General features: G+C 66.4%; 21 protein-coding genes and 1 pseudogene. 16 read left to right on the top strand and 6 right to left on the bottom strand.

Features of this window, described 5'->3' with window-relative positions:
* Positions 1-4: 4 nt before the first annotated feature.
* The 8 genes from ACFWU5_RS07785 to ACFWU5_RS07750 all read left to right on the top strand — a co-directional run bounded on the left by ACFWU5_RS07785 (position 5) and on the right by ACFWU5_RS07750 (position 9,836).
* Positions 5-1,555: a radical SAM protein gene (locus ACFWU5_RS07785; RefSeq protein ID WP_379266540.1), complete on the top strand. Its 1,551-nt coding sequence runs from the start codon at positions 5-7 to the stop codon at positions 1,553-1,555.
* On the top strand, positions 1,552-1,824 hold the full coding sequence (locus ACFWU5_RS07780; protein ID WP_379241964.1) for a hypothetical protein: 273 nt from the start codon (positions 1,552-1,554) through the stop codon (positions 1,822-1,824). The genes ACFWU5_RS07785 and ACFWU5_RS07780 overlap by 4 nt, the downstream gene beginning before the upstream one ends.
* Positions 1,825-1,893: 69 nt before the next feature.
* A complete protein-coding gene (locus ACFWU5_RS07775; RefSeq protein ID WP_379266506.1) occupies positions 1,894-3,330 on the top strand; it encodes a S8 family serine peptidase in 1,437 nt (478 codons plus the stop codon).
* A gap of 177 nt (positions 3,331-3,507) precedes the next feature.
* A complete protein-coding gene (locus ACFWU5_RS07770) occupies positions 3,508-3,894 on the top strand; it encodes a hypothetical protein (protein WP_379266505.1) in 387 nt (128 codons plus the stop codon).
* An 80-nt stretch (positions 3,895-3,974) separates the two neighbouring features.
* Positions 3,975-5,180, top strand: coding sequence for a GNAT family N-acetyltransferase (locus ACFWU5_RS07765; RefSeq protein WP_379266504.1), 1,206 nt, complete (start codon positions 3,975-3,977; stop codon positions 5,178-5,180).
* A gap of 130 nt (positions 5,181-5,310) precedes the next feature.
* Positions 5,311-7,620: an ATP-binding cassette domain-containing protein gene (locus ACFWU5_RS07760; protein ID WP_379266539.1), complete on the top strand. Its 2,310-nt coding sequence runs from the start codon at positions 5,311-5,313 to the stop codon at positions 7,618-7,620.
* Positions 7,617-8,207: a DUF308 domain-containing protein gene (locus tag ACFWU5_RS07755; RefSeq protein WP_379266503.1), complete on the top strand. Its 591-nt coding sequence runs from the start codon at positions 7,617-7,619 to the stop codon at positions 8,205-8,207. The genes ACFWU5_RS07760 and ACFWU5_RS07755 overlap by 4 nt, the downstream gene beginning before the upstream one ends.
* Positions 8,208-8,420: 213 nt before the next feature.
* Positions 8,421-9,836, top strand: a complete 1,416-nt coding sequence (locus tag ACFWU5_RS07750; protein WP_379266502.1) for a three-helix bundle dimerization domain-containing protein — start codon at positions 8,421-8,423, stop codon at positions 9,834-9,836.
* On the opposite strand, the gene ACFWU5_RS07745 is transcribed toward ACFWU5_RS07750, so the two are convergent.
* Positions 9,827-10,483: a dienelactone hydrolase family protein gene (locus tag ACFWU5_RS07745; protein ID WP_379266501.1), complete on the bottom strand. Its 657-nt coding sequence runs from the start codon at positions 10,481-10,483 to the stop codon at positions 9,827-9,829. The two genes, ACFWU5_RS07750 and ACFWU5_RS07745, sit on opposite strands and share 10 nt — an antisense overlap.
* 107 nt (positions 10,484-10,590) lie before the next feature.
* Between ACFWU5_RS07745 and ACFWU5_RS07740 the strand changes: the two genes are divergently transcribed.
* A complete protein-coding gene (locus ACFWU5_RS07740; protein WP_379241970.1) occupies positions 10,591-10,791 on the top strand; it encodes a hypothetical protein in 201 nt (66 codons plus the stop codon).
* 4 nt (positions 10,792-10,795) lie between these two features.
* Here ACFWU5_RS07740 and tnpA read toward each other — a convergent pair whose 3' ends face one another.
* A complete protein-coding gene (tnpA, locus tag ACFWU5_RS07735) occupies positions 10,796-11,212 on the bottom strand; it encodes an IS200/IS605 family transposase (RefSeq protein ID WP_379241971.1) in 417 nt (138 codons plus the stop codon).
* Between the two features lie 22 nt (positions 11,213-11,234).
* On the opposite strand from tnpA, the gene ACFWU5_RS07730 reads away from it, so the two are divergent.
* The 6 genes and pseudogenes from ACFWU5_RS07730 (at position 11,235) to ACFWU5_RS07705 (ending at position 15,063) form a co-directional block, all read left to right on the top strand.
* Complete coding sequence (locus ACFWU5_RS07730) at positions 11,235-12,380, top strand: RNA-guided endonuclease InsQ/TnpB family protein (protein ID WP_379241972.1); 1,146 nt, start codon at positions 11,235-11,237, stop codon at positions 12,378-12,380.
* A gap of 123 nt (positions 12,381-12,503) precedes the next feature.
* Positions 12,504-13,331: an alpha/beta fold hydrolase gene (locus tag ACFWU5_RS07725; protein ID WP_379266500.1), complete on the top strand. Its 828-nt coding sequence runs from the start codon at positions 12,504-12,506 to the stop codon at positions 13,329-13,331.
* Between the two features lie 112 nt (positions 13,332-13,443).
* Entirely contained in the window at positions 13,444-13,851 is a 408-nt protein-coding gene (locus tag ACFWU5_RS07720; RefSeq protein ID WP_379266499.1) for an SDR family oxidoreductase, read from the top strand.
* Between the two features lie 255 nt (positions 13,852-14,106).
* Positions 14,107-14,424 (top strand): recombinase family protein, encoded by a 318-nt coding sequence (locus ACFWU5_RS07715; RefSeq protein WP_379241974.1) that lies wholly within the window; start codon positions 14,107-14,109, stop codon positions 14,422-14,424.
* Positions 14,414-14,728 (top strand): annotated as a pseudogene (locus ACFWU5_RS07710) (DUF4158 domain-containing protein); the annotation flags it as partial. The gene ACFWU5_RS07715 and the pseudogene ACFWU5_RS07710, both read left to right, overlap by 11 nt.
* Positions 14,729-14,799: 71 nt before the next feature.
* The gene (locus tag ACFWU5_RS07705) at positions 14,800-15,063 is read left to right on the top strand and encodes a hypothetical protein (RefSeq protein ID WP_379266498.1); all 264 of its coding nucleotides are present in this window, start codon (positions 14,800-14,802) and stop codon (positions 15,061-15,063) included.
* A gap of 5 nt (positions 15,064-15,068) precedes the next feature.
* Here the strand turns inward: ACFWU5_RS07705 and ACFWU5_RS07700 are convergent, their stop codons facing one another.
* Entirely contained in the window at positions 15,069-16,046 is a 978-nt protein-coding gene (locus ACFWU5_RS07700; protein WP_379266497.1) for a transcriptional regulator, read from the bottom strand.
* 33 nt (positions 16,047-16,079) lie between these two features.
* On the opposite strand from ACFWU5_RS07700, the gene ACFWU5_RS07695 reads away from it, so the two are divergent.
* On the top strand, positions 16,080-18,761 hold the full coding sequence (locus ACFWU5_RS07695) for a Tn3 family transposase (protein ID WP_379266496.1): 2,682 nt from the start codon (positions 16,080-16,082) through the stop codon (positions 18,759-18,761).
* A gap of 86 nt (positions 18,762-18,847) precedes the next feature.
* Here the strand turns inward: ACFWU5_RS07695 and ACFWU5_RS07690 are convergent, their stop codons facing one another.
* From ACFWU5_RS07690 to ACFWU5_RS07680, 3 genes are read right to left on the bottom strand one after another with little or no spacing between them, the layout of a single operon-like run.
* The gene (locus ACFWU5_RS07690; protein WP_379241976.1) at positions 18,848-19,105 is read right to left on the bottom strand and encodes a DUF6968 family protein; all 258 of its coding nucleotides are present in this window, start codon (positions 19,103-19,105) and stop codon (positions 18,848-18,850) included.
* On the bottom strand, positions 19,102-19,404 hold the full coding sequence (locus ACFWU5_RS07685; protein ID WP_379241977.1) for a DUF6968 family protein: 303 nt from the start codon (positions 19,402-19,404) through the stop codon (positions 19,102-19,104). Before ACFWU5_RS07685 ends, ACFWU5_RS07690 begins: the two co-directional genes overlap by 4 nt.
* A 29-nt stretch (positions 19,405-19,433) precedes the next feature.
* Complete coding sequence (locus ACFWU5_RS07680) at positions 19,434-19,697, bottom strand: hypothetical protein (protein ID WP_379266495.1); 264 nt, start codon at positions 19,695-19,697, stop codon at positions 19,434-19,436.
* Positions 19,698-19,810 lie beyond the last annotated feature (113 nt).

The raw sequence follows: 19,810 nt of genomic DNA, 5'->3' as shown, positions 1-19,810 counted from the left end.
CGGAATGCCGCTGCGGGGCGACCGGATCCTGCGCTATGTCACCGCGTTCTGCCCGCGCTGCCACGACGAACACCCCGACACCCCACTGCCCGAAGTCGCGCGGCTGTCGGGATGGTTGGCCGAACGTGACGGGAAGGTGTTCCTCGAAAGAGGCTGCGCGCAGCACGGCATGATCCGCACCCTCTACGACGAGGACCCCGAAATTCTGGCCTACCTCGAGGAATGGACCGCGCCCACCAAAGCCCACCTCCCCGACGTCGCGGGCAATTTCGATCCGGTGCCCTCGGCCTACCTGCGTGGACTGCCCGAGATGCAGACCCAGCACACCTGCATCCTCCTCGAAGACATCATCGACAGCTGTAACCTGCGCTGCCCCACCTGTTTCGCCGATTCCTCGCCCGAGCTGCGGGGTGTGGTGTCGGTGGACGACGTGCTCGCCAACGTCGATCAGCGACTGGCCCGCGAGAACGGGCGCCTGGACGTGCTGATGCTCAGCGGTGGCGAACCGACCCTGCATCCGCAGTTGGCGCGGCTGCTCGCGGAACTGACCGCGCGACCCATCACCCGAATCCTGCTCAACACCAACGGCTTACGCATCGCCATCGATGACGACCTGGTGGCGCTGTTGCGTGAACACCGCGACCGGGTCGAGGTGTATCTGCAGTATGACGGGGAGACCGCGCAGGCCTCCCGACATCACCGTGGCGGCGACCTACGGGTGCGCAAACAACAAGCACTGCACAGACTTTCCTCGAACGCCATCTTCACCACCTTGGTGATGACGGTGGCGCTGGGCGTGAACGACGACGAGATCGGTGCCGTACTGCGCACCGCCACGGACACACCGTTTGTGGGCGGTGTGTCGATCCAACCGCAATTCGGTTCCGGCCGTTCGGGAGTCATCGACCCGATGAACCGGCTCACCCACACCGGCGTGCTGCGCAGACTCGGCCCGCAAACCGACGGCCTGGTGACCTGGCGTGACCTGACCGCCCTGCCGTGCTCGCACCCGCACTGCTGCTCGGTGGGCTACCTGCTGCGTGATGATGCGGGGGACTGGCGGTCGCTGGTCTCGCTGATCGGCCACGACAGGTTGAAGCAACAACTGGGCCTGGTGTCGAACCGGATCGCGGACTCGTCGCTGCCGGCCGAACTGCGGTTGGCGGTGCGGGAATCGCTGCTGGGGTTGCTGTCGGAGCAGTCGTCGCTGTCGCACCCGGAGATCGGGAAGGTGTGGCAGAACATTTGCGAGAACTGCGATGTGGGGATGTCGACCCTGTTGACGTTGGCGTCCTCGGCGCTGCCGGGACGGCGTAAACGGTTGCGGACACTGTTGGGCGAACGGGTCGTGCGGGTGACGGTGAAACCGTTCATGGACATGTCGACCATGATCGAGGAACGGCTCACCCAGTGTTGCGTGCACGTGGGCACCCGCGCCGACGCCGATCAGTGCGCGCCGTTCTGCGCGGTGCAGGCGTGGCCGGCGTTGTCCGCGCAACGGTTGTCCGCGGCGGCGCCGTCGGGGCGGGCGTTGTTGCCTGTGGAGGTGCGGTGAGTCAGGGCGGGGTCTACTACGAGGAAGCGGTGCGCGGACAGCAACCGCATGACCCGTTGACGTTGTGTGTGGTGGCCACTGTCGCGTTGCTGACGTGGTTGATCGGGCCGTGGGCGGTGGTCGGGTTCGGCGCGCTGGCGTTCGTGGGATATTGGCGGGCGTGGCGTGCGGGGTTGCGGCGCAGTCGGTGCTGGTTGCGCGACACGCGGTTGGTGCTGGTGTATGTCGCGGCGATCGCGGGGGTGGGGGTTGTCGCCGCGCTGTGGTGACGGCGTGTCGTCAATGCTGGTGTGGCAGAACGGTGGCGGGCTGATCCGCGGCACGGTTGACTGATAGTCATGGCCTCCACTCGATCCAGCAGGCAGCCGCGATCACAGGTGCCCGCGCCCGCGACCCCGCCGGGCGAACTCGTCGTTGTCACGGTGCCGACGGGACCTGAGATCACGCCGATCGCGTTGCGGGAGAACCGTTCTGTGCGTGGGCATGTCGACGAAATGTTGCCTGCGTCAGCACATCTGGTGCCGATTTTCGGTCCGGACAACCGGCTCGCGGCTCGACTGGCCGACACCTCGCAGGCACCTGTCGCCGGCGAATATCTCAGCTACTACTCCGTGCGCGGCGAACTGGGCGACCTGGGCGAACTCGCGCATCGGCTACGCGAGGACGACACCGTCGCCGCCGCCTATGTGAAGCCCGCCGCCGAACCGCCGTTGGCACCGATGGCGGTGAATACTGTTGCCGCACAAGCCCCCTCGGTGACTCCCGACTACCGAGTCCGACAGGCCTACCTGGACGCGGCCCCGACCGGCATCGACGCGGTGTGGGCGCACGGCCGACCCGGCGGGCTGGGTACCGGCGTGCGGGTGATCGACGTGGAAGGCGCGTGGCGGTTCACCCATGAGGACCTGCGACACAACCAGGGCGGCATGATCGGCGGCACCGCGTCCGACGACGTGGGCTGGCGCAACCACGGCACCGCCGTCGCGGGGGAGATCAGCGGCGACCTGAACCCCTTCGGCATCACCGGCATCGCACCCGAAGCCCACATCCGCGCCATCTCGGTCTTCGGCATCGGCTCGGCCGCGGCGATCCGCTCCGCCGCGGACGCCCTGAACCCCGGCGACATCGTGCTGATCGAATTGCACCGTCCCGGACCACGATTGAACTACCAGGGCACCCCCGACCAACGCGGCTACATCGCCGTGGAATGGTGGCCCGACGACTTCGCCGCCATCCGCTACGCCGTCAGCCGCGGCATCATCGTCGTGGAAGCCGCGGGCAACGGCGCCGAAAACCTCGACGACCCTCTCTACAACACCCGCCCCGCCGACTTCCCCGCCACCTGGCGCAACCCGTTCCGCACGGTCGACTCCGGCGCCATCGTGGTCGGCGCGGGCGCCCCACCTCCCGGCCTGCACGGCCGCGACCACGGCCCCGCCCGCTCCCGCCTGGACTTCTCCAACCACGGCACCCGCCTGGACGCGCAAGGCTGGGGCCGCGAAGTCACCACCACCGGCTACGGCGACCTGCAGGGCGGCCCCGACGAAGACCTCTGGTACACCGACCAATTCAGCGGCACCTCCAGCGCCTCCCCGATCGTCGTGGGCGCCATCGCCGCCTACCAGGGCATGCGCACCACCCACCGCGCCACCCCCGACCAGATCCGAACCCTGCTGCGCACCACCGGTTCTCCCCAAACCCCCGCACCCGGCCGCCCCACCACCCAGCGCATCGGCACCTTGCCCGACCTGCGTGCCATGACCGCGAAAGGCTGATGCACGGAACACATGAATTACGCAGCGTAACAACGTAATTGGTATGCACCCTCGGTGTGCGCAGTGCATCACAACGTGATTTACTGTGCGGTTCGCTGGCACGGCCACGCGAACGACTCCCGGCGGGGATCCTTCCGTCGAGATGTCATGATCGAAGGGAATTTTCCTATGACACCGATGTCGCAGCGGGTACTGGCCACGTGGGGCGTCGCGGGCGCACTCGCCGCAGCCGTGGTCGCGGGAGCCGGCACCGCGCAGGCCGTCGAAGTACCCCAGTGGGGCAATGTCCGCTATGTGTTCTGCTCGAACACCCAGGACAACAACGACATCGTCTACTACGACGCGCTCGGCAAACGCGAGCAGATCGCCACTCTGGCGGACCAGACCGGCGACGTGTGGTGCAGCAACGTCGACGTGATGATGACCGAGGAATCGTTCGTGTGGTCGGCGATCTCGCACGACGACGCCAGTTACGTCTACACCGCGATCTATGTGAACGGCCGCATGATGGCTCGCGAGGAGAACCGATCGGACTACGGCTTCGTGTTCGCCCAAGCGATGTAGCCGAACAGCTCGCCCCCGCGCACCTGGATGTGATCGAAAAGCAGGTGTGCGGGGGCGGGGTGGCGTGGGAAGGTACGGGGATGGCATCGGCGAAGAGTTTTTCCGTTCGGTCGGCTACCGCAGGGGATTCGGCGGCGATCACGGAGTTGAAAGAGGCCGGGTTCGGGTTTCGGTTCGGGGGTGATGAGAGGGAATTCCAGGGGAAGGTTTTTCCGGTGGAGCGCGCGTTGGTTGCGGTGGATGACGGGCGGGTGGTGGGGCATACGGTGGATGTGACGATGACGGTGACCGTGCCGGGGGAGCGGGCGGTGCGCGCGTGTGGGGTGGCGGGGGTGGCGGTGGCGCCGACGCATCGGCGGCGGGGGATTTTGCGGGAGCTGTATCGGGCGCAGCACGAGCGGACCGAGGCGCAGGGGTTGCCGTTGACGATCTTCACCGCCAGTGAGGCCACGATCTACGGGCGGTTCGGGTATGAGGTGACCGTGGTCGATACTTCGGTGTCCATCGATACTCGGCGGGTCGAATTCCGGTCCACCACACCGGATCCCGGTGGGGTCACGTTGGAGACCCTGTCCGATGCCGCGCCGCGCATTCGCGAGATCTACCAGCGGTGGCAGCAGGTCACACCGGCGGCGCAGGAACGTCCGGAGGCGAAGTGGGACATGTTCTTCGCCGATATCGAACGCCATCGGCAGGGCACGACCTCGCTGTTCGTGCTGCTACATGCCGACGGGTACGCGCTGTATCGACGATCCTCGCGGGACGGTCGCGGGGTCGCGTCGGTGTGGGAATTCCGGGCCGTGACGTCCGACGCGCACGCCGCGCTGTGGCGGGTGCTGCTCGGCCTGGACCTGGTCGACATCGTCGAAGCCCCGATGGTCGAAGACGATCCGCTGCCGTACATGCTCACCGACCCGCGCGCGGTCCAGCTGACCAATCGCGGTGACGCCCTGTGGGCGCGGATCATGGACATCCCCGCCGCGCTGACCGCCCGCACGTACCGCGCCGACCTCGACACGGTCATCGCGGTGCACGACCCGTTCCGCGACGCGGGCGGCACGTTCGCCCTGCGTATCCGCGACGGCATCGCCGACTGCGAACCCACCACCCGAGAGCCCGCGCTGGCCTGCGATATCAACGTCCTGGGCGGGATCTACTTCGGTGGCCTGCGCGCGAACACCTTCGCCGCCGCCAACCGTCTGCGCGTGGACGACCCCGCGGTGCTGCCCGCGTTCGACTACGCGTTCACCGCCGACCGGTCACCGGAGCTGGGCTGGTTCTTCTGAAACGGGCGCATACATGTCGTTGTGGCACTGTCGGCGGGTAACGTAGGTAGCTGTGGATTCGCACGAGGTCGATTCTTCGGTTCGGGTGCGTGGCGCCCGGGTCCACAATCTGCGTGACGTCGACGCGGACATGCCCCGAAACGCCCTGGTCGCCTTCACCGGCGTCTCGGGTTCGGGCAAGTCGTCGCTGGCGTTCGGCACGCTGTACGCGGAATCGCAACGCCGCTATCTGGAGTCGGTGGCACCGTATGCCCGACGGTTGCTGCACCAGGTGGAAGCGCCCGATGTCGACACCGTGACCGGATTGCCGCCGACCGTCGCCCTGGCGCAACGCAGGTCGTCACCGTCGTCGCGCTCGACCGTGGGCACGGTGACCGCCATTTCGAACACGCTGCGGCTGCTCATGTCGCGCGAAGGCGACTACCCCGAAGGTCCGGCCAGAACAGGCCCCGGCCACTATCCCGAGGGCACCAACCGGCTGTATTCCGACGCGTTCTCACCCAACACCGTCGAAGGCGCATGCCCGCGCTGCCACGGCCAGGGCGTGGTCCACGAAGCCACCGAGGCGTCGATGGTGCCCGACCCGTCGCTGAGCATCCGCGAGGGCGCGATCGCCTCGTGGCCGGGCGCCTGGCAGGGCAAGAACCTGCGCGACGTGCTGGGCGCGCTGGGCTACGACATCGACATCCCGTGGCGCGAACTGTCGCCCGCGGCGCGCGAATGGATCCTGTTCACCGAGGACAAACCGGTGGTCACCGTCGACCCGATCCGCGAACCGCACCGCATCCACCGCACCTACCAGGGCACCTACACCGGCGCCAAACAGTTGCTGCTGCGCTCGCACGCCGAATCCAAGAGCGAGGCCACCAAGGCCCGCGCCGCGGAATACCTGCACACCGAGGTCTGCCCGCTGTGCGACGGACGCCGCCTCAAACCCGAAGCGCTCGCGGTGACCTTCGCCGGTCACAACATCACCGAACTGGCCGAAATGCCACTGAGCGACCTGGTCGAAGTGCTGCGGCCCTACACCCCCGGCACCGAAGCGTTGGGGGTGCTCACCCAGGACCTGACGTCGCGCATCGACGTGCTGATCGAACTCGGGCTGGGCTATCTCAGCGTCGACCGTGAGAGCCCGACCCTGTCGGGCGGTGAACTGCAACGATTACGGCTGGCCGGACAGCTGCGGTCGGGACTGTTCGGTGTGGTCTACATCCTCGACGAACCGTCCGCGGGTCTGCACCCCGCCGACACTGCCGCACTGACCAAAGTGCTGGGCCGACTGAAAGATTCGGGCAACAGTGTGTTCCTGGTCGAACACGATCTGGACGTGGTTCGCGAAGCCGACTGGCTCATCGACATCGGTCCCGGCGCGGGCGTGCACGGCGGCAAGGTGCTGTATTCCGGTGAAGTCGAGGGGTTGCGTGACGTCGCGGATTCGGTGACCAGGCCCTACCTGTTCGACGAGATCGTGCGCCCCCCGCGCGCCGCGCGCACCCCCAAAGGCGAACTGGAGTTGCGCGGGGTGACCAGCCACAACCTGGTCGACCTCGACGCCGACATTCCACTGGGCGTGTTCACCGCGATCACCGGCGTCTCCGGATCCGGCAAATCGACACTGCTGCACGCGGTGTCCACCGCCGCCGAAGCCGACCCGAACATCGTGCGCGTGGTCGACGTCGACCAGGCACCCATCGGACGCACCCCCCGCTCGAACCTGGCCACCTACACCGGCCTGTTCGACACCGTGCGCAAACTGTTCGCCGCCACCGACGCCGCCAAAGCCCGCGAGTACGGGGTGGGCCGGTTCTCGTTCAACGTCGCCGAAGGACGCTGCCCCACCTGCCAGGGCGAGGGGTACATCACCGTGGAACTGCTGTTTCTGCCCAGCACCTACAGCCCGTGCCCGTCGTGTCACGGCGCGCGCTACAACCCCGAAACCCTGGAAATCACCTACCGCGACACCACCATCGCCGAAGTGTTGGACATGACCGTGGACAAGGCCACCGAATTCCTCGCCGACGTGCCCGTGGTCGCGCGCGCCCTGCAGACCCTGCGCGACGTCGGCCTCGGCTACCTGCGCCTGGGCCAACCGGCCACCGAACTGTCCGGCGGCGAAGCACAACGGGTGAAGCTGGCCACCGAACTGCAGCGAGCACGACGCAACAACACGGTTTACCTACTCGACGAACCAACCACCGGACTACATCCCGCCGATACCGATATCCTGATGACACAACTGAATTCGCTCGTGGACAGCGGCGCCAGCGTGGTCGTGGTCGAACACGACATGACCGTAGTCGCGGGTGCCGACCATGTGATCGACATGGGGCCCGGTGGTGGCGGGCAGGGAGGTCAGATCGTGGCGCAGGGGACACCGGAACAGGTAGCGGCCGACGAATCCAGCCGGACCGCACCGTATTTGATGGAGCGGCTGGCATGAACCCCGGTGCGGATCGGGTCCGCACCGCGATGCTGGTCGCGGGCGGGTGCTCGTTCGCCCTGGGGGTGGCGTTGCTGCTGTGGCCGTCGCGCAACGAGTCGACGTTGGCCATGCTGTTCGGGATCTCGTTGGTGCTGAGCACCGCGGTGCAGGCGTATCTGGCGCTGATGGCGCGGTTGGCGTTCCTGCTTCGAGTGTTGGTGCTGGTCAGTGCCGCGCTCACCGGGCTGTTGGCGGCGTTGGTGTTCGGGGGCGGCAATATCGAACTGCTCGCGCTGTGGATCGGCATCGGGTGGGCGGTCCGCGGGATCGTGCAGGCGCTGGTGGCTGCGTGGGACACCAGCGTGGTCGACGGGTGGATGCACGAACTGTGCGGGCTGGCCACCCTCGCGATCGGGCTCATCGTCATCGGGGTCACGTTCCAGACGGTCACCGGACTCGCCACCATGGCCGGTGCGGGGCTGGTGCTGATCGGTGTCATGGAACTGCTCACCGGCGGGCTGGGGCGCGCGGCGGTGCGGGCGGCGCACGGGTCGGCCGCGACCGAAGAGCCGGTGCCCACGGGCCGGATCGCGACCGAGCTGTAGCGGATCACACACTGCCAGTTCGCCATTGGAGGTTTACGCGAACTGTCGGACAACGCGACATGGCGGGCAGTGAAGGCGGCGCTGAACTCTGCGCGCACCCCGCGTCGCGGCTGGGGTAACTGTGCTGGGCGCCGGTAGCGTGGCCCGCGGCGATGCGCACGGAACCGGCGCCGCCGCGTCCTCGAACCCGATGGTGAGCCCAGGAGAACAGTGGTGTCGCGCGTAATCCCCGGCGTAGCAGCCGATGCCGTCCAGCGCGAAACGCTGGCCATGCGGCGCATGACCGAGAGTTTGGTCGAAGATCTGTCCGAGGACGTGCCCGTGGATCAGGTGAAGTCCGCGGTCGGCGCCGCGCACGGCCGTTTCACCGGCAAACCGATTCGGGAGTTCGTGCCGATTCTGGTCGAGCGGATCGTGCGCCGGGAACTGGCCGATCCCGACCCGACGGTGCGGGTTCCCGCGCCCGCCACCACGGTGCGTCCCGCGGTGGTTGTCGCCGAAAGCGTTGTGGGGGAGTCGAATACGCGCGGGCGGCGGGTGAGCAGGCGTGCGGTGGTGCCGTTGTCGATCGGCGCTGTCGCGGTGGTGGCGGCGGTGGTCGCCGGTGTCGCGTTGCAGCCCGCCGACGCGCCGGCTGCTCCGGTTGCCGCGCCGGTGACGGTGGTGCGTGGGGTGATCGGGTCGGAGAAGATGTCGTTCTTCGCCGACGAGCGTGTGGTGAAAGTGTTGGCCGACAACGGTATTCGCGTGCAGGTCGAACCGGCGGGTTCGCGGCAGATCGCCACCACCGTGGACCTCGGTGCGTTCGATTTCGCGTTCCCGTCCAGCGTTCCCGCCGCGGAACGTATTCAGCGTCAACGCAACATCACCACCAAGTACACCCCGTTCTCCTCGCCGATTGCGATCGCTACCTACCGGCCCATCGCGGACCTGCTGACCGCCGCCGGGGTGATCGAGCCAGGCCCGGTCGCCACGTTCGACATGGACAAGTACCTGGAACTGGCCGCGGCCGGCGTGCAGTGGGACGACCTGCCCGACAACACCACCTACCCCGTGGCCAAGAACATCCTCGTGTCGACCACCGACCCGCGCAGCTCCAACTCCGCGGCGATGTACCTGTCGATCGCGGGCTACGTCGCCAACGACCACACCATCGTGCGCGGCGCCACCGCCGAACAGCACGTGCTGCCCACACTGTCGAAACTGTTCCTGGCTCAGGGTTACACCGACAACAGCAGCGAAGGCCCGTTCAACCAGTACCTCACCAACGGCATGGGCCCGACCCCGCTGGTCTGCATCTACGAAGCCCAGTACGTCGAAGCGGCGGGCAACGGCCGGATCACACCGGACATGGTGCTGACCTACCCGACTCCCACGGTCCTGTCCAGCCACACCCTGGTCCCACTGACCGACACCGGCGACCGGGTCGGCAAGCTGCTCACCGACAATGCCGATCTGCGTCGCCTGGCCGCCGAACACGGTTTTCGCACCGGCGACACCGCAGCGTTCACCTCGGTAGCCGCCGAGCGTTCGGTGCCGGTGGCCGCGGACCTGATCGACGTGGTCGATGTTCCTGCCTACGACACGCTCGAGCACCTACTCGACGGGGTTGCCAACTCCTACAACTGAAGTCGCGCGGCGTCGACGTTTCCACGGGTCAGCGTGCGAGCCGCGTCCAGAACTGTCCGCAGTCCGGCTTCGGCGTAGGTGGGCGAGTCGGCGCTGCAGAAACCATGCCCGAACGGCACGACCTCGACGCTGACCCGATCGATCGCCGCCAGTGACGGCGCGAGTTCGTGCGCGTCGAAGCTGGGCTCGTGTTCGGCGAAGACGAGGTGCGCGCGGCCCGCCGGGCGGATGTCGAGGTGGTCGCGAATGCGCGAGCCGTAGACCGGGAGTACAGCGTCGAACTGTTCGCTCGCCGACGCAATCCACGCGGCGGTGGCGCCGACGCTGACACCGACGCAGTACACGGCGTCGTAGTGCTTCGCGAGTCGGGCGGCGGTGTAGTCCAGGACGCGGGCCGCCAGGGCGGCGGGTCCGAGTGTGGTCATGAACCGTTCGTAGGCGATGGTCTGGTCCGCGCGGTCGAACGGATCGGTGTCCAGCAGGTGCGGTACGTAAATCGTGGCTTCGGTTGCCTCGCACAGGCGTTGGGCGAGGTCGACCATGCTGTCGGTCAGCCCGAAGACCTCGTGCACCAGCACCACCGCTGCGGTGTCGGCTTCCGACCGAATCACGGTGTCGTTCCACGCCCGCGCGCTGTCGCTCGCCATGGAGGAAATCGTAGCGGCCGGGGGTTGACACAGGTTCAGTGCACGACTGTACGCTCAGTGGTGTCAGGTATTCGAGCTGGCATGTACCGCGAATGGAGCTTCAGCAGATGGGCAAATACGAGCCCGGTCGGGAACTGATCAACGAGCTGTCGGTCGCGGCGCGGCGGACAGGCAGCGCGCTGGCGGGCATCCTGGGTGACGCCGGGCGCAAGAGCGCGCGGGAAGTGGTGGACCTGGCGCACGAGGGCAGTGAGCTGGTCATCGGGACATTGCGGGCTCGCGCGGACGAACTTCGTCGCCGTCAGTAGTGCCCTAGCCTAGGTGTGCCTGCTGCTCGATATCGCGCCGCATCAACGAAACCGGAGCACCGCCAACCGAACCGGCGAAGTACGAACCCGCCCATAAGCGCCGCCCCCGCCAATAGTGGTCGACCAGTTCAGGGAAGTCTTGGCGAATCCGTCGCGACGACACCCCTTTGAGGCTGTTCACCAGTCGCGATAACGCGACCTTGGGCGGGAAGTTCACCAGCAAGTGCACGTGATCGGACCCACCATTGAACTCGACCAGCTCGCATTCGAAGTCCGCGCACACCGCGCCCATGATCTCCTCCATCCGTTCCAGGTGGGTCGAATCGAACACGTCATGCCGATATTTGGTGACAAAAACCAAGTGAGCGTGGAGCATGAAAACACAGTGTCTGCCTGGTCTTATATCGCTCGATTGGGTCATAAGCCATTGATAGAGTGAGGTTGTGGAGCTTCGATACAACTTTCGCGTCTATCCGACGCCGGGCCAACAGGTAGCGTTGGCCCGCGCGTTTGGGTGTGCACGGGTGGTGTACAACGACGGGCTCCGTCTCCGCCAGGATGCGTTCGAGGCTGGGCTGCGGATCAGCGACGGCGAACTGTCCAAGCGACTCACGGCATCGAAGGCCACGCCGGAACGGGTGTGGCTGTCAGAAGTGTCGTCGGTGGTGTTGCAGCAGGCACTGGCTGATCTGAATACGGCCTTCCGCAACTTCTTTGCCTCGGCCACGGGTAAGCGCAAGGGTGCCAGGGTTGGCCGACCGAGATTTCGGTCGCGCAAGGACAATCGGCAGGCGATCCGGTTCACGAAGAACTCACGGTTCGCGGTCACGACCGGCGGTAAGTTGCGGTTGCCGAAGATCGGCGAACTCGCGGTTCGTTGGTCGCGGGTACTGCCGTGCGATCCTTCGAGCGTGTCGATCATCAAGGATGCGGCGGGCAGATACGTCGCGTCGTTTGTGGTTCGGGTCGACGATCAACCGTTGCCGCCTGTGGAGTCCGAGGTCGGTATTGACTTGGGGTTGACCACGTTCGCTGTGATGTCGAGCGGGAAGACGATCGAGAACCCAAGGTTTCTGCGGCGTGCTGAACGGAAGCTTCGCAAGGTGCAGCAGGGGCTGTCACGTAAGGAGAAGGGCTCGAAGAATCGACTGAAGGCCCGAATGAAGGTCGCTAGAGCGCACGCCCGAGTAGCTGATACACGCAAGGATTGGGCGCATAAGCATTCGACGCAGATCATCCGCGAAAACCAAGCGGTCTACGTCGAAGGCTTGAGCGTGAAGGGTCTCGCGCGTACTCGACTGGCGAAATCGGTCCACGATGCAGGTTGGGGCATGTTCACCCGCATGTTGGAGGAGAAGGCCAGTCGGTATGGCCGGACGGTGGTCAAGGTGGATCGCTGGTTCCCCTCGACCCGAATGTGTTCGGTCTGTGGGGTATTGGGCGAGAAGAAGCCGTTGCATGTGCGAATCTGGAAGTGTGGGTGCGGTGCGGTTCACGACCGTGATCTCAACGCGGCCATGAACATACTCGCGGCGGGACGCGCCGAGAGTCGAAACGCTTGCGGAGGGGTTGTCAGTCTCACCGCATAGCGGAGAGCGAGCCCCTGTGAAACAGGAACCCGCCGAGAGCGTCCGTCGTGGCGCTGGTAGGAACCCTGGTCTTCGGGCTGGGGAGGACGTCAACTGTAGCCGACATCCGGGAGAGAGGGCCTCATGACCGCCAGTTCCGCCGTCACCACCGGCACCCTCGAGGTGCCCGACGCCCGCCTGTACTACGAGGTCCGCGGGTCGGGGCCGCTGCTCGTGCTGGTCGGCGCCCCGATGAGCGCCGCCTCGTTCGCCGGGGCCGCCGAACAACTCGCCGCCACCAACACCGTGCTCACCACCGACCCGCGCGGCCACTTCGCCAGCCCCCTGAACGACCCGAACCAGGATTCCACGGTGCTCGCCCGCGCGGACGACCTCGCCCGGCTCATCACCCACCTGGACACGGGCCCCGCGGTGGTGTTCGGATCCAGCGGCGGCGCCGTCACCGGGTTGGCACTGGCTCAAACCCACCCCGACCTGGTCACCACCGTGGTCGCCCACGAACCGCCACTGCGCGAACTGCTGCCCGATGCCGACGCCCACCGCGCGCTGACCGAGGACATCATCGCCACCTACGACACCGGTGACGTGATCGGCGCCTGCCGAAAGTTCTTCGCCCAAGCCTCGATTCCCATCCCCGAACCGATGCTGACTCAGATCTTCGGCGGTGACCGCGACCCGCAGCAGGTGACCAGCGAACGCTTCTGGTTCGCCCACGAACTGCGCCACACCACCGGCTGGGTCCCGGACCCGCCGCTGCTGCGCGCGATCCCCACCCGCGTGATCGTGGGCATCGGCGCCGACTCGACCGGCCAGTTCTGCGACCACACCTCCCGCGAACTGGCTTCGGCACTGGGCGTGGAGCCGGTGCAGTTTCCCGGCGACCACACCGGATTCGCCCAGGACCCTGTCGCTTTCGCGGCTCGTCTGCAAGAGGTTCTCGACCTGCCGTGAGCGGGGTTGTTCGCTGCTGAGCGCGTCCGGCTCGACTGAGTTGGGCAGCTAACTATGGACAAGGAGCTGGTTCTTGGGTTACGGTTGAGTTAGTCAGGCAACTAACTCAGGAGTGAACGTGATTGTAGTGACCGGAGCAACCGGCAATGTTGGACGCGGCCTCGTGCAGGCCCTCGCCGCGGCGGGTGAGCAGGTGGTGGCGGTGTCGCGCGGCGCCACGGAGTTCGCGCTGCCCGATGGCGTGCGCCACCAACGGGCCGATCTCACCGCGGCCGACACACTCGCTGACGCGTTCGTCGGCGCGACCGCGTTGTTTCTGCACGACGGGGTTCCGGTAGTAATCGCGCGAAAAACAACGACAATGGCTGGACCTGCGGGTTTGCTGGCCAATCGGCTGTGTCCTGACTCACATTCCGTTGCATCGGTTCGGTGGCATGACACGCGGTCGCGGGTCGAGCACCAAGTCGGCTGGGGTGCGGATATCGAGGACCGCCAGCCATCCGGTCGACCCACCGGATGAATTCCAGTGCGCTGCGAGACACGTTCGCTCAGCGACTTCCGTCTAGGTCGGGTTACGAACGACCTCCCAGTCTGGTCCGATAGTGTCGCCAAAGGACCCTTTGACGACAGAGCTTGGAAGTGGTTTCAGAGCGGGCCGGACCCTGCGGAAACGCCCGATCGATCCAATGCAATCCGTTCCCGATTGGCGACAGGGTTTGACGACAGGCAGTACGGTGAATGGAAGCCAAATCGGTCGGCGAAAGGCGACAGTGCGATGGCCGAACTTGTCTACACGCGGGTGTCCACCGACGAGCAGAGCACCGACCGTCAGACCTATCTGCTCCGCGAGGCCGGCCTATCCGATGGCGCCGATGGCGTGAGGCTTTTCGCCGATCCGGCAACCTCGTCGAAGGTCTCCGCGCTCGAACGTGACGGATTCCGGCGGCTGGCCGGATTCGCGCGGCTCGGAGACCGGCTGACGGTTTCCGAGCTGTATGGGAGTCGGGGAGCAGATCCGCCCAATCCGGCGCTAAGCACGGAAACATCCAGCGGCGTTGACCTACAGGTGATTTCATGTCGTCGTGACCAATGAGGGCGACTACGGCCGGTTCGGGGCGCTGTCTCGTGTTGAGCTGGAACGGTTCTTCTACCTCGATGACGAAGACCGCAAGCTGATCGCGGGTCGACGCCGCGACTACAACCGATTGGGTTTCGCCCTTCAGGTCGTGACGGTCCGCCAGCTGGGCATGTTCCTGGCCGATCCGCTCGACGTGCCCGCTGAGCTGGTCGACTATCTCGCCGAGCAGTTGGGTATCGAGGACGCCTCGTGCGTGAAGCAGTACACCGAGCGGGACAAGACCAAACTCGAACACGCCTGGGAGATCCAGCACGAGTACGCATCGCCGAGACTGCGCCCCGACTGGCCGCGAACCTGTGCAGCGAAGACGACGGTGTCGCAGCCCAGACCGTGATCGACCTGGCCGGTGTCGCGTGGCCCGACGACGTCGAGCCCGCCTGGTGGCGCACACCCGTAGGCCGCGCGGTAGGGCGCAGTGTCGGCATGATCGACGAAGCCGACTCGGTCTCGCAGACCGTGGCCGCAGCGATGCTCGGTGTCGCACCGGGCACGGTCGCGTCGATGATGTCGCGCGGGTGCGACCTGGACCGGCATCCCGATGGTGGGATCACGCGTGCGTCAGTGATCGCCCGCATCCAACGCCTGGGCGACTAGCCCAATCAGTGTTCGAGCTTCACTAGGTCAGCGAGATCTCGCATCTCGTCAGTCAGGGTGCGGCGTCGGGTGATCACGTCGCTGACGATGTCGCGGGCGTACTGCTGCTGCGTGATCCACTCCGGAGCGATCTGCCCGAGGGTGCGCAGCTCGCCGACCGCGTCATCCCACCGGCCGAGCTGTGTGTGTGCGTTGGCCTTGTCCAGGCGGTGACGCAACCGGCCCGCTGCTGTCGGCAAGAAGGTGGCCGGCGGCGTGCGCTCGGCGATCGCCAGCGCCAGCGCGGGCTGTCCGGCGATGGCGGCGGACTCGGCTGCCGCGTGCTCCACGGTGATCGGTCCGAACTGGCGGGTGGTGCTGGCCTCGGTGAGCACCTCGCGTCCGATGCGCGCAGCAGCAGCGCGGGCCATGCCCATCGCGTCCTCGTGCTCACCGCCCCGGTTGTCCCGCACGCCGACGGTCGCGATGTAGAGCCACAGTCGACCCCATGCCGCCATCTGCCCGGTCGTGGCTCGCGAGAACCTGGGCTCGATCCGGTCGGCCCACTCGATCGCGAGCGCGCGCGCCGCCTCGAGGTGGCCCTGCCTCACCTCGCACCACACCCGAGTGGCGACCGCTGCGGCCGCGGTGGTCTCGTCGTCGGCGACATCGACCGCCCGATCGAGCACGAGTGCCGCGTCGCCCCACTGTCTGTTTTGGGTGAGCAGCCAGCCCGTCATGCCGAGCACGTGCGAGCGCAAGCCGCGGTCGCCCACGCCCGCCGAGTCGCGCAGCAGCGCAGGCAAGGCGGTGGCCATGGACGCGTAAGAGTGTGAGGCCATCTCGCCCTGCATCCGCCGCAGCTCCGCGCGCACCTCGCTGGCAGTGGCTGGCTCGGCGTCCGGATCAACCGCCGGGGGAGACGCGAGCGCGTGACGCACCGGGCCCCATAGGTCGACCGTGGCCTCATCGGCGGACGGGGCATCGCCCATCTCGCCCTGCACGGCCTGACCTCCTACTCCGAGGTCGAGGCGGAGTTGGCGGCCTGGGTCGCTGATCAGGCGTGGGTGAGCGGTGACGGACCGAAAGCGACGTTCGACGGCGCGCTCGACTGGTTACGCAAACGTCAGGCGCTGCTTCCCGGTCCCCGGACTTTGGAACGGTTGGTCACCGAGGGGCGCCAAGCCGCTGATCAACGGCTGTGGGCGCAACTGACCGATCAAGTATGCGCCGGTGCTGCTTCGGCGCTACTGGCATTGCTGGAACCGCCCGAGGGCAAACGCCGTGTCAGCGAGCTGGAACGGCTTCGCAAGGGCGTGTTCCGCAACAGCTCCAAGGGGATGGTGCAGGCACTGGACCGGTTGGCCGACCTCATCGCGCTGGGCGGGCAGTCCCTGGATGTGTCGATGGTTCCGCAGCGTCGGGTTATCGGGCTGGCCACCTACGGATTGTCGAGCAAGGCGCCTGCTCTGCGGCGTCTCGAACCCCGGATCCATCGGCTGGCGGTGATGGTCGCCACGGTGAAAACGCTGTCCGGCAGAGCAACTGACGATGTGCTCGAGTTGTTCGATTTGTTGATGGTCACCGACCTGATGTCGAAGGCTGAACGGGCCTCGCGTGAGGAGAAGCTGCACCGATACCCGCGGGTCTCGCGTAATGCGGGCAAGCTCGCTGCGGCGGTGAAGGTGCTGTTGGAGATGACCGAGGTGCAACCGGACCTCAGCTTGGACATGATGTGGGATCTGATCGAGAACACCGCGACCAAGAGCGAGCTCCGTGCCGCTGTCGCGGTGATCGATGAGCTCGTTCCGGTCGATGACGCCGAGCTCAACGAGCAACGCCTCGAAGAGCTGGCCGGTCGCCTGGCCACGGTCCGGGTATTCCTGCCACAGCTGATGCGCACCGTGGCGTTCGGGGCTACTGCGGACGGTGCGGCTGTGCTGGCAGCGATGACGACACTCGGTGAGCTGATGACGAAGAAGTCGAAACTGCCCGCGAGCTGGCTCGATGCCCGCCAGGTCGATCATGACCTCGTCGGCGGCGGGTGGAAGAGGCTGGTCTACCGCGAGGGTCGGCCACCGGAAACGGTCGACCGGGCTGCCTACAGCCTGTGCCTGCTGGAACAGTTCCATCGCCATCTCAAGCACCGCAACATCTTTGCCCCGCACTCCACGCGCTGGCGCGACCCGCGCGCCCAACTGCTCGTCGGTCCAACGTGGGAACGATCGCGCGAGGCCGGGATGAACGCGCTGAACCTGCCCGGCGATCCCGCGGCGTTGCTCGCCGAACATGCCGCCGCAGTGGACACCGCCTACCGTGAAGTCGCCGCCAGGTTGGACAGCGATGGTCCGGCGACCGTCGATGAGAACGGCCGTCTTCACCTTGCCGCGTTGAAGGCCGAACCGGACGCGCCGTCGCTGGTGGATCTGCGCCGGCGGGTCGAGGCCATGGTGCCCGAGGTCGACCTGCCCGAGCTGGTCCTGGAAGTCATGTCCTGGGTGCCCGGTTTCGCCGAGTCGTTCACCCACGCCTCCGGCAATGGTGCCCGTGTCGCTGATCTGGGCTTGTCGGTCGCGGCGGTGCTGTGCGCGAACGCGATGAACGTCGGTTTCAAGCCGGTGACCAGCCCCGGTGTGGACGCGCTGACGCGGGACCGTCTGCACCATGTCGAACAGAACTACGTTCGGTTGGAGACATTGACCGCCGCCAACTCCGAGCTGGTCAAGGCCCAGGCCGAGATCGAGTTGGCGCAGCTGTGGGGCGGCGGGCGGCTCGCCTCGGTCGATGGCATCCGGTTCGTGGTCCCGGTCCGCACCATCCACGCCAGACCGAACCCGAAATACTTCGGCCGCAAACGGGGCATCACCTGGTTGAACATGCTCAACGACCAGTCTGCCGGCCTGTCTGCCAAGGTGGTGTCCGGCACGCCACGCGACTCGCTGAACTTCATCGACGTCGTGCAACTCCAGCAGGGCGGCACGCGGCCAGACGACATCATCACCGACACCGGTTCCTACTCCGACATCGTGTTCGGTTTGGTGCATTTGATCGGCAAGAGGTACCGGCCGCAGTTGGCGAACCTGCCCGATCAGCGGCTGTGGCGGTTCGACCCCGGCGCCGACTACGGGCCGCTCAATCAGGCCGCGCGGGGCCGCATCGACAGCGACAAGATCGCCGCTCACTGGGAAGACATGTGCCGGGTCGCGGTGTCGATCAACGAGTGTGAGGTCTCCGCTCACGACGTCACCCGCATGATCTCCCGAGACGGGAACCCCACCCCGTTAGGGCAAGCCATCGCCCACTATGGGCGAATCTTCAAAACCCTGCACATCCTGCGCCTGGCCGACGACGAACCATACCGGCGGGAAGGCAAAGTTCAGGCCAATCTCGTCGAGGGCCGCCACGACTTGGGACGGCGGATCTACCACGGAAAGAAAGGGGAGATGACTCGCACCTATTACGAGGGCATGGAAGATCAGCTCTCCGCGCTCGGGTTGGTGCTCAACTGCACGGTGCTGTGGAATACGTTCTACACCAACCGTGCCCTGGAACAGCTACGCGCCCAAGGCTATCCGGTACTCGATGCCGACGCGCAACGGCTCTCGGCCTTCATCCGAAGCCACATCGGCATCGACGGCCACTACGCCTTCCACCTGCCCGATCTCGGCGGCACACACCGCAGGCTCCGTGATCCCGACGCCGCCCGTGACGACAAATGACGCGGGCGCGTTTGCCTGTCTCGTGAACGGCCGAACCCGGCTCCACGCTGGTGGCGTGAGGCCGGGTTCGTCATTCGTCGCCGATGTCAGCGTGGTGCTGCGATCGGCCAATCCGACGGGAGGTCCAGCGCTGCGCCGATGATCTGAATCGCGCTGATCAAGGCCTGAACTTCATCGAGCCCGGGTGCAGAGCCGCCCCGGCGACCTTCGATACCGAACGGGCAGACGAAGTTCCGGGGTCGTTCCGGATCCGGGCCGGGTCGGCCGATGACGACGCGCAGCGGTCCGTCGCCGGTGCGGACGGTGCGCGAAGCCACCGGGTCAGCGATATCGTCGATGTTCACCGGCTAACCTCCGACCCCGATGCCGCCACTGGAAATCCCAGATCGCTTTGCCCGAATACCGTGAAGTTCGCGCCAGCGGCGTTGGCACTCTTCAATTCGGCCCCGACCTCGATCAATGCCGAATACAGCGCCGCGAGCGCATCCGCGCCGGATGCCGAGGACGTGCGCACACCCTCGATGCGGAACCCACACCTGAAGCCGTCATCGGACGGCTTCGGCGCACCGAATTCGATCAGCACGGGTCGGTCACCGTCGGCAACAGTCCGGGATGCGATCACTTCACCGATCTCTTCACTCACCAGCATCTCCCTCGAAACGTCGTCGGGGCTCAGATGTTGCCCAAGCACTGTTGGTACACGATCCAGGCGTTCTCCCGGCAGAACTGCTTGAGCTGTTCGTCCGGAATGCCGTAGCAGTAGTTCATTTGGTCGTCGTAGAGGGCGTCGCAGTTCTCCTTCGGTCCCGCCGCCAGCACCAACAACACCCGAAGCGGGTCCGGTTCGGCAGCCGCGGCCGGAGCGGCCGACAATCCAGTCAGCGTCGCCGCAGCCACGGCGAGCGCACTGAATCCGACGAACAACCTGGTAATCATGAATCCCCCGATCATGTTGAGTTGCTATTGCCTCTGAATGTACGGGTCGCCGGGCCGTGGGGATTGCAGATTCCAGCGACTTCCCGGCATGTCCTCACTCCCCGTTCAAATCG

Origin of the sequence: Nocardia sp. NPDC058640 (assembly GCF_042716995.1) — a bacterium.
In the GTDB taxonomy this organism is placed as follows: Bacteria; Actinomycetota; Actinomycetes; order Mycobacteriales; family Mycobacteriaceae; genus Nocardia.
The sequence above is the reverse complement of the archived record's forward strand: the minus strand, read 5'-3'. Positions and strand labels throughout refer to the sequence as shown.

Excerpts from the sequence above, each read along its gene's own strand:
- ACFWU5_RS07715 (WP_379241974.1), top strand. The coding sequence starts at position 14,107 with ATGGCCGAACTTGTCTACACGCGGGTGTCCACCGACGAGCAGAGCACC.
- ACFWU5_RS07765 (WP_379266504.1), top strand. The coding sequence starts at position 3,975 with ATGGCATCGGCGAAGAGTTTTTCCGTTCGGTCGGCTACCGCAGGGGAT.
- ACFWU5_RS07755 (WP_379266503.1), top strand. The coding sequence starts at position 7,617 with ATGAACCCCGGTGCGGATCGGGTCCGCACCGCGATGCTGGTCGCGGGC.
- tnpA (WP_379241971.1), bottom strand. The coding sequence starts at position 11,212 with ATGACCCAATCGAGCGATATAAGACCAGGCAGACACTGTGTTTTCATG.
- ACFWU5_RS07740 (WP_379241970.1), top strand. The coding sequence starts at position 10,591 with ATGGGCAAATACGAGCCCGGTCGGGAACTGATCAACGAGCTGTCGGTC.
- ACFWU5_RS07760 (WP_379266539.1), top strand. The coding sequence starts at position 5,311 with ATGCCCCGAAACGCCCTGGTCGCCTTCACCGGCGTCTCGGGTTCGGGC.
- ACFWU5_RS07775 (WP_379266506.1), top strand. The coding sequence starts at position 1,894 with ATGGCCTCCACTCGATCCAGCAGGCAGCCGCGATCACAGGTGCCCGCG.
- ACFWU5_RS07770 (WP_379266505.1), top strand. The coding sequence starts at position 3,508 with ATGTCGCAGCGGGTACTGGCCACGTGGGGCGTCGCGGGCGCACTCGCC.
- ACFWU5_RS07680 (WP_379266495.1), bottom strand. The coding sequence starts at position 19,697 with ATGATTACCAGGTTGTTCGTCGGATTCAGTGCGCTCGCCGTGGCTGCG.
- ACFWU5_RS07725 (WP_379266500.1), top strand. The coding sequence starts at position 12,504 with ATGACCGCCAGTTCCGCCGTCACCACCGGCACCCTCGAGGTGCCCGAC.
- ACFWU5_RS07745 (WP_379266501.1), bottom strand. The coding sequence starts at position 10,483 with ATGGCGAGCGACAGCGCGCGGGCGTGGAACGACACCGTGATTCGGTCG.
- ACFWU5_RS07785 (WP_379266540.1), top strand. The coding sequence starts at position 5 with ATGCCGCTGCGGGGCGACCGGATCCTGCGCTATGTCACCGCGTTCTGC.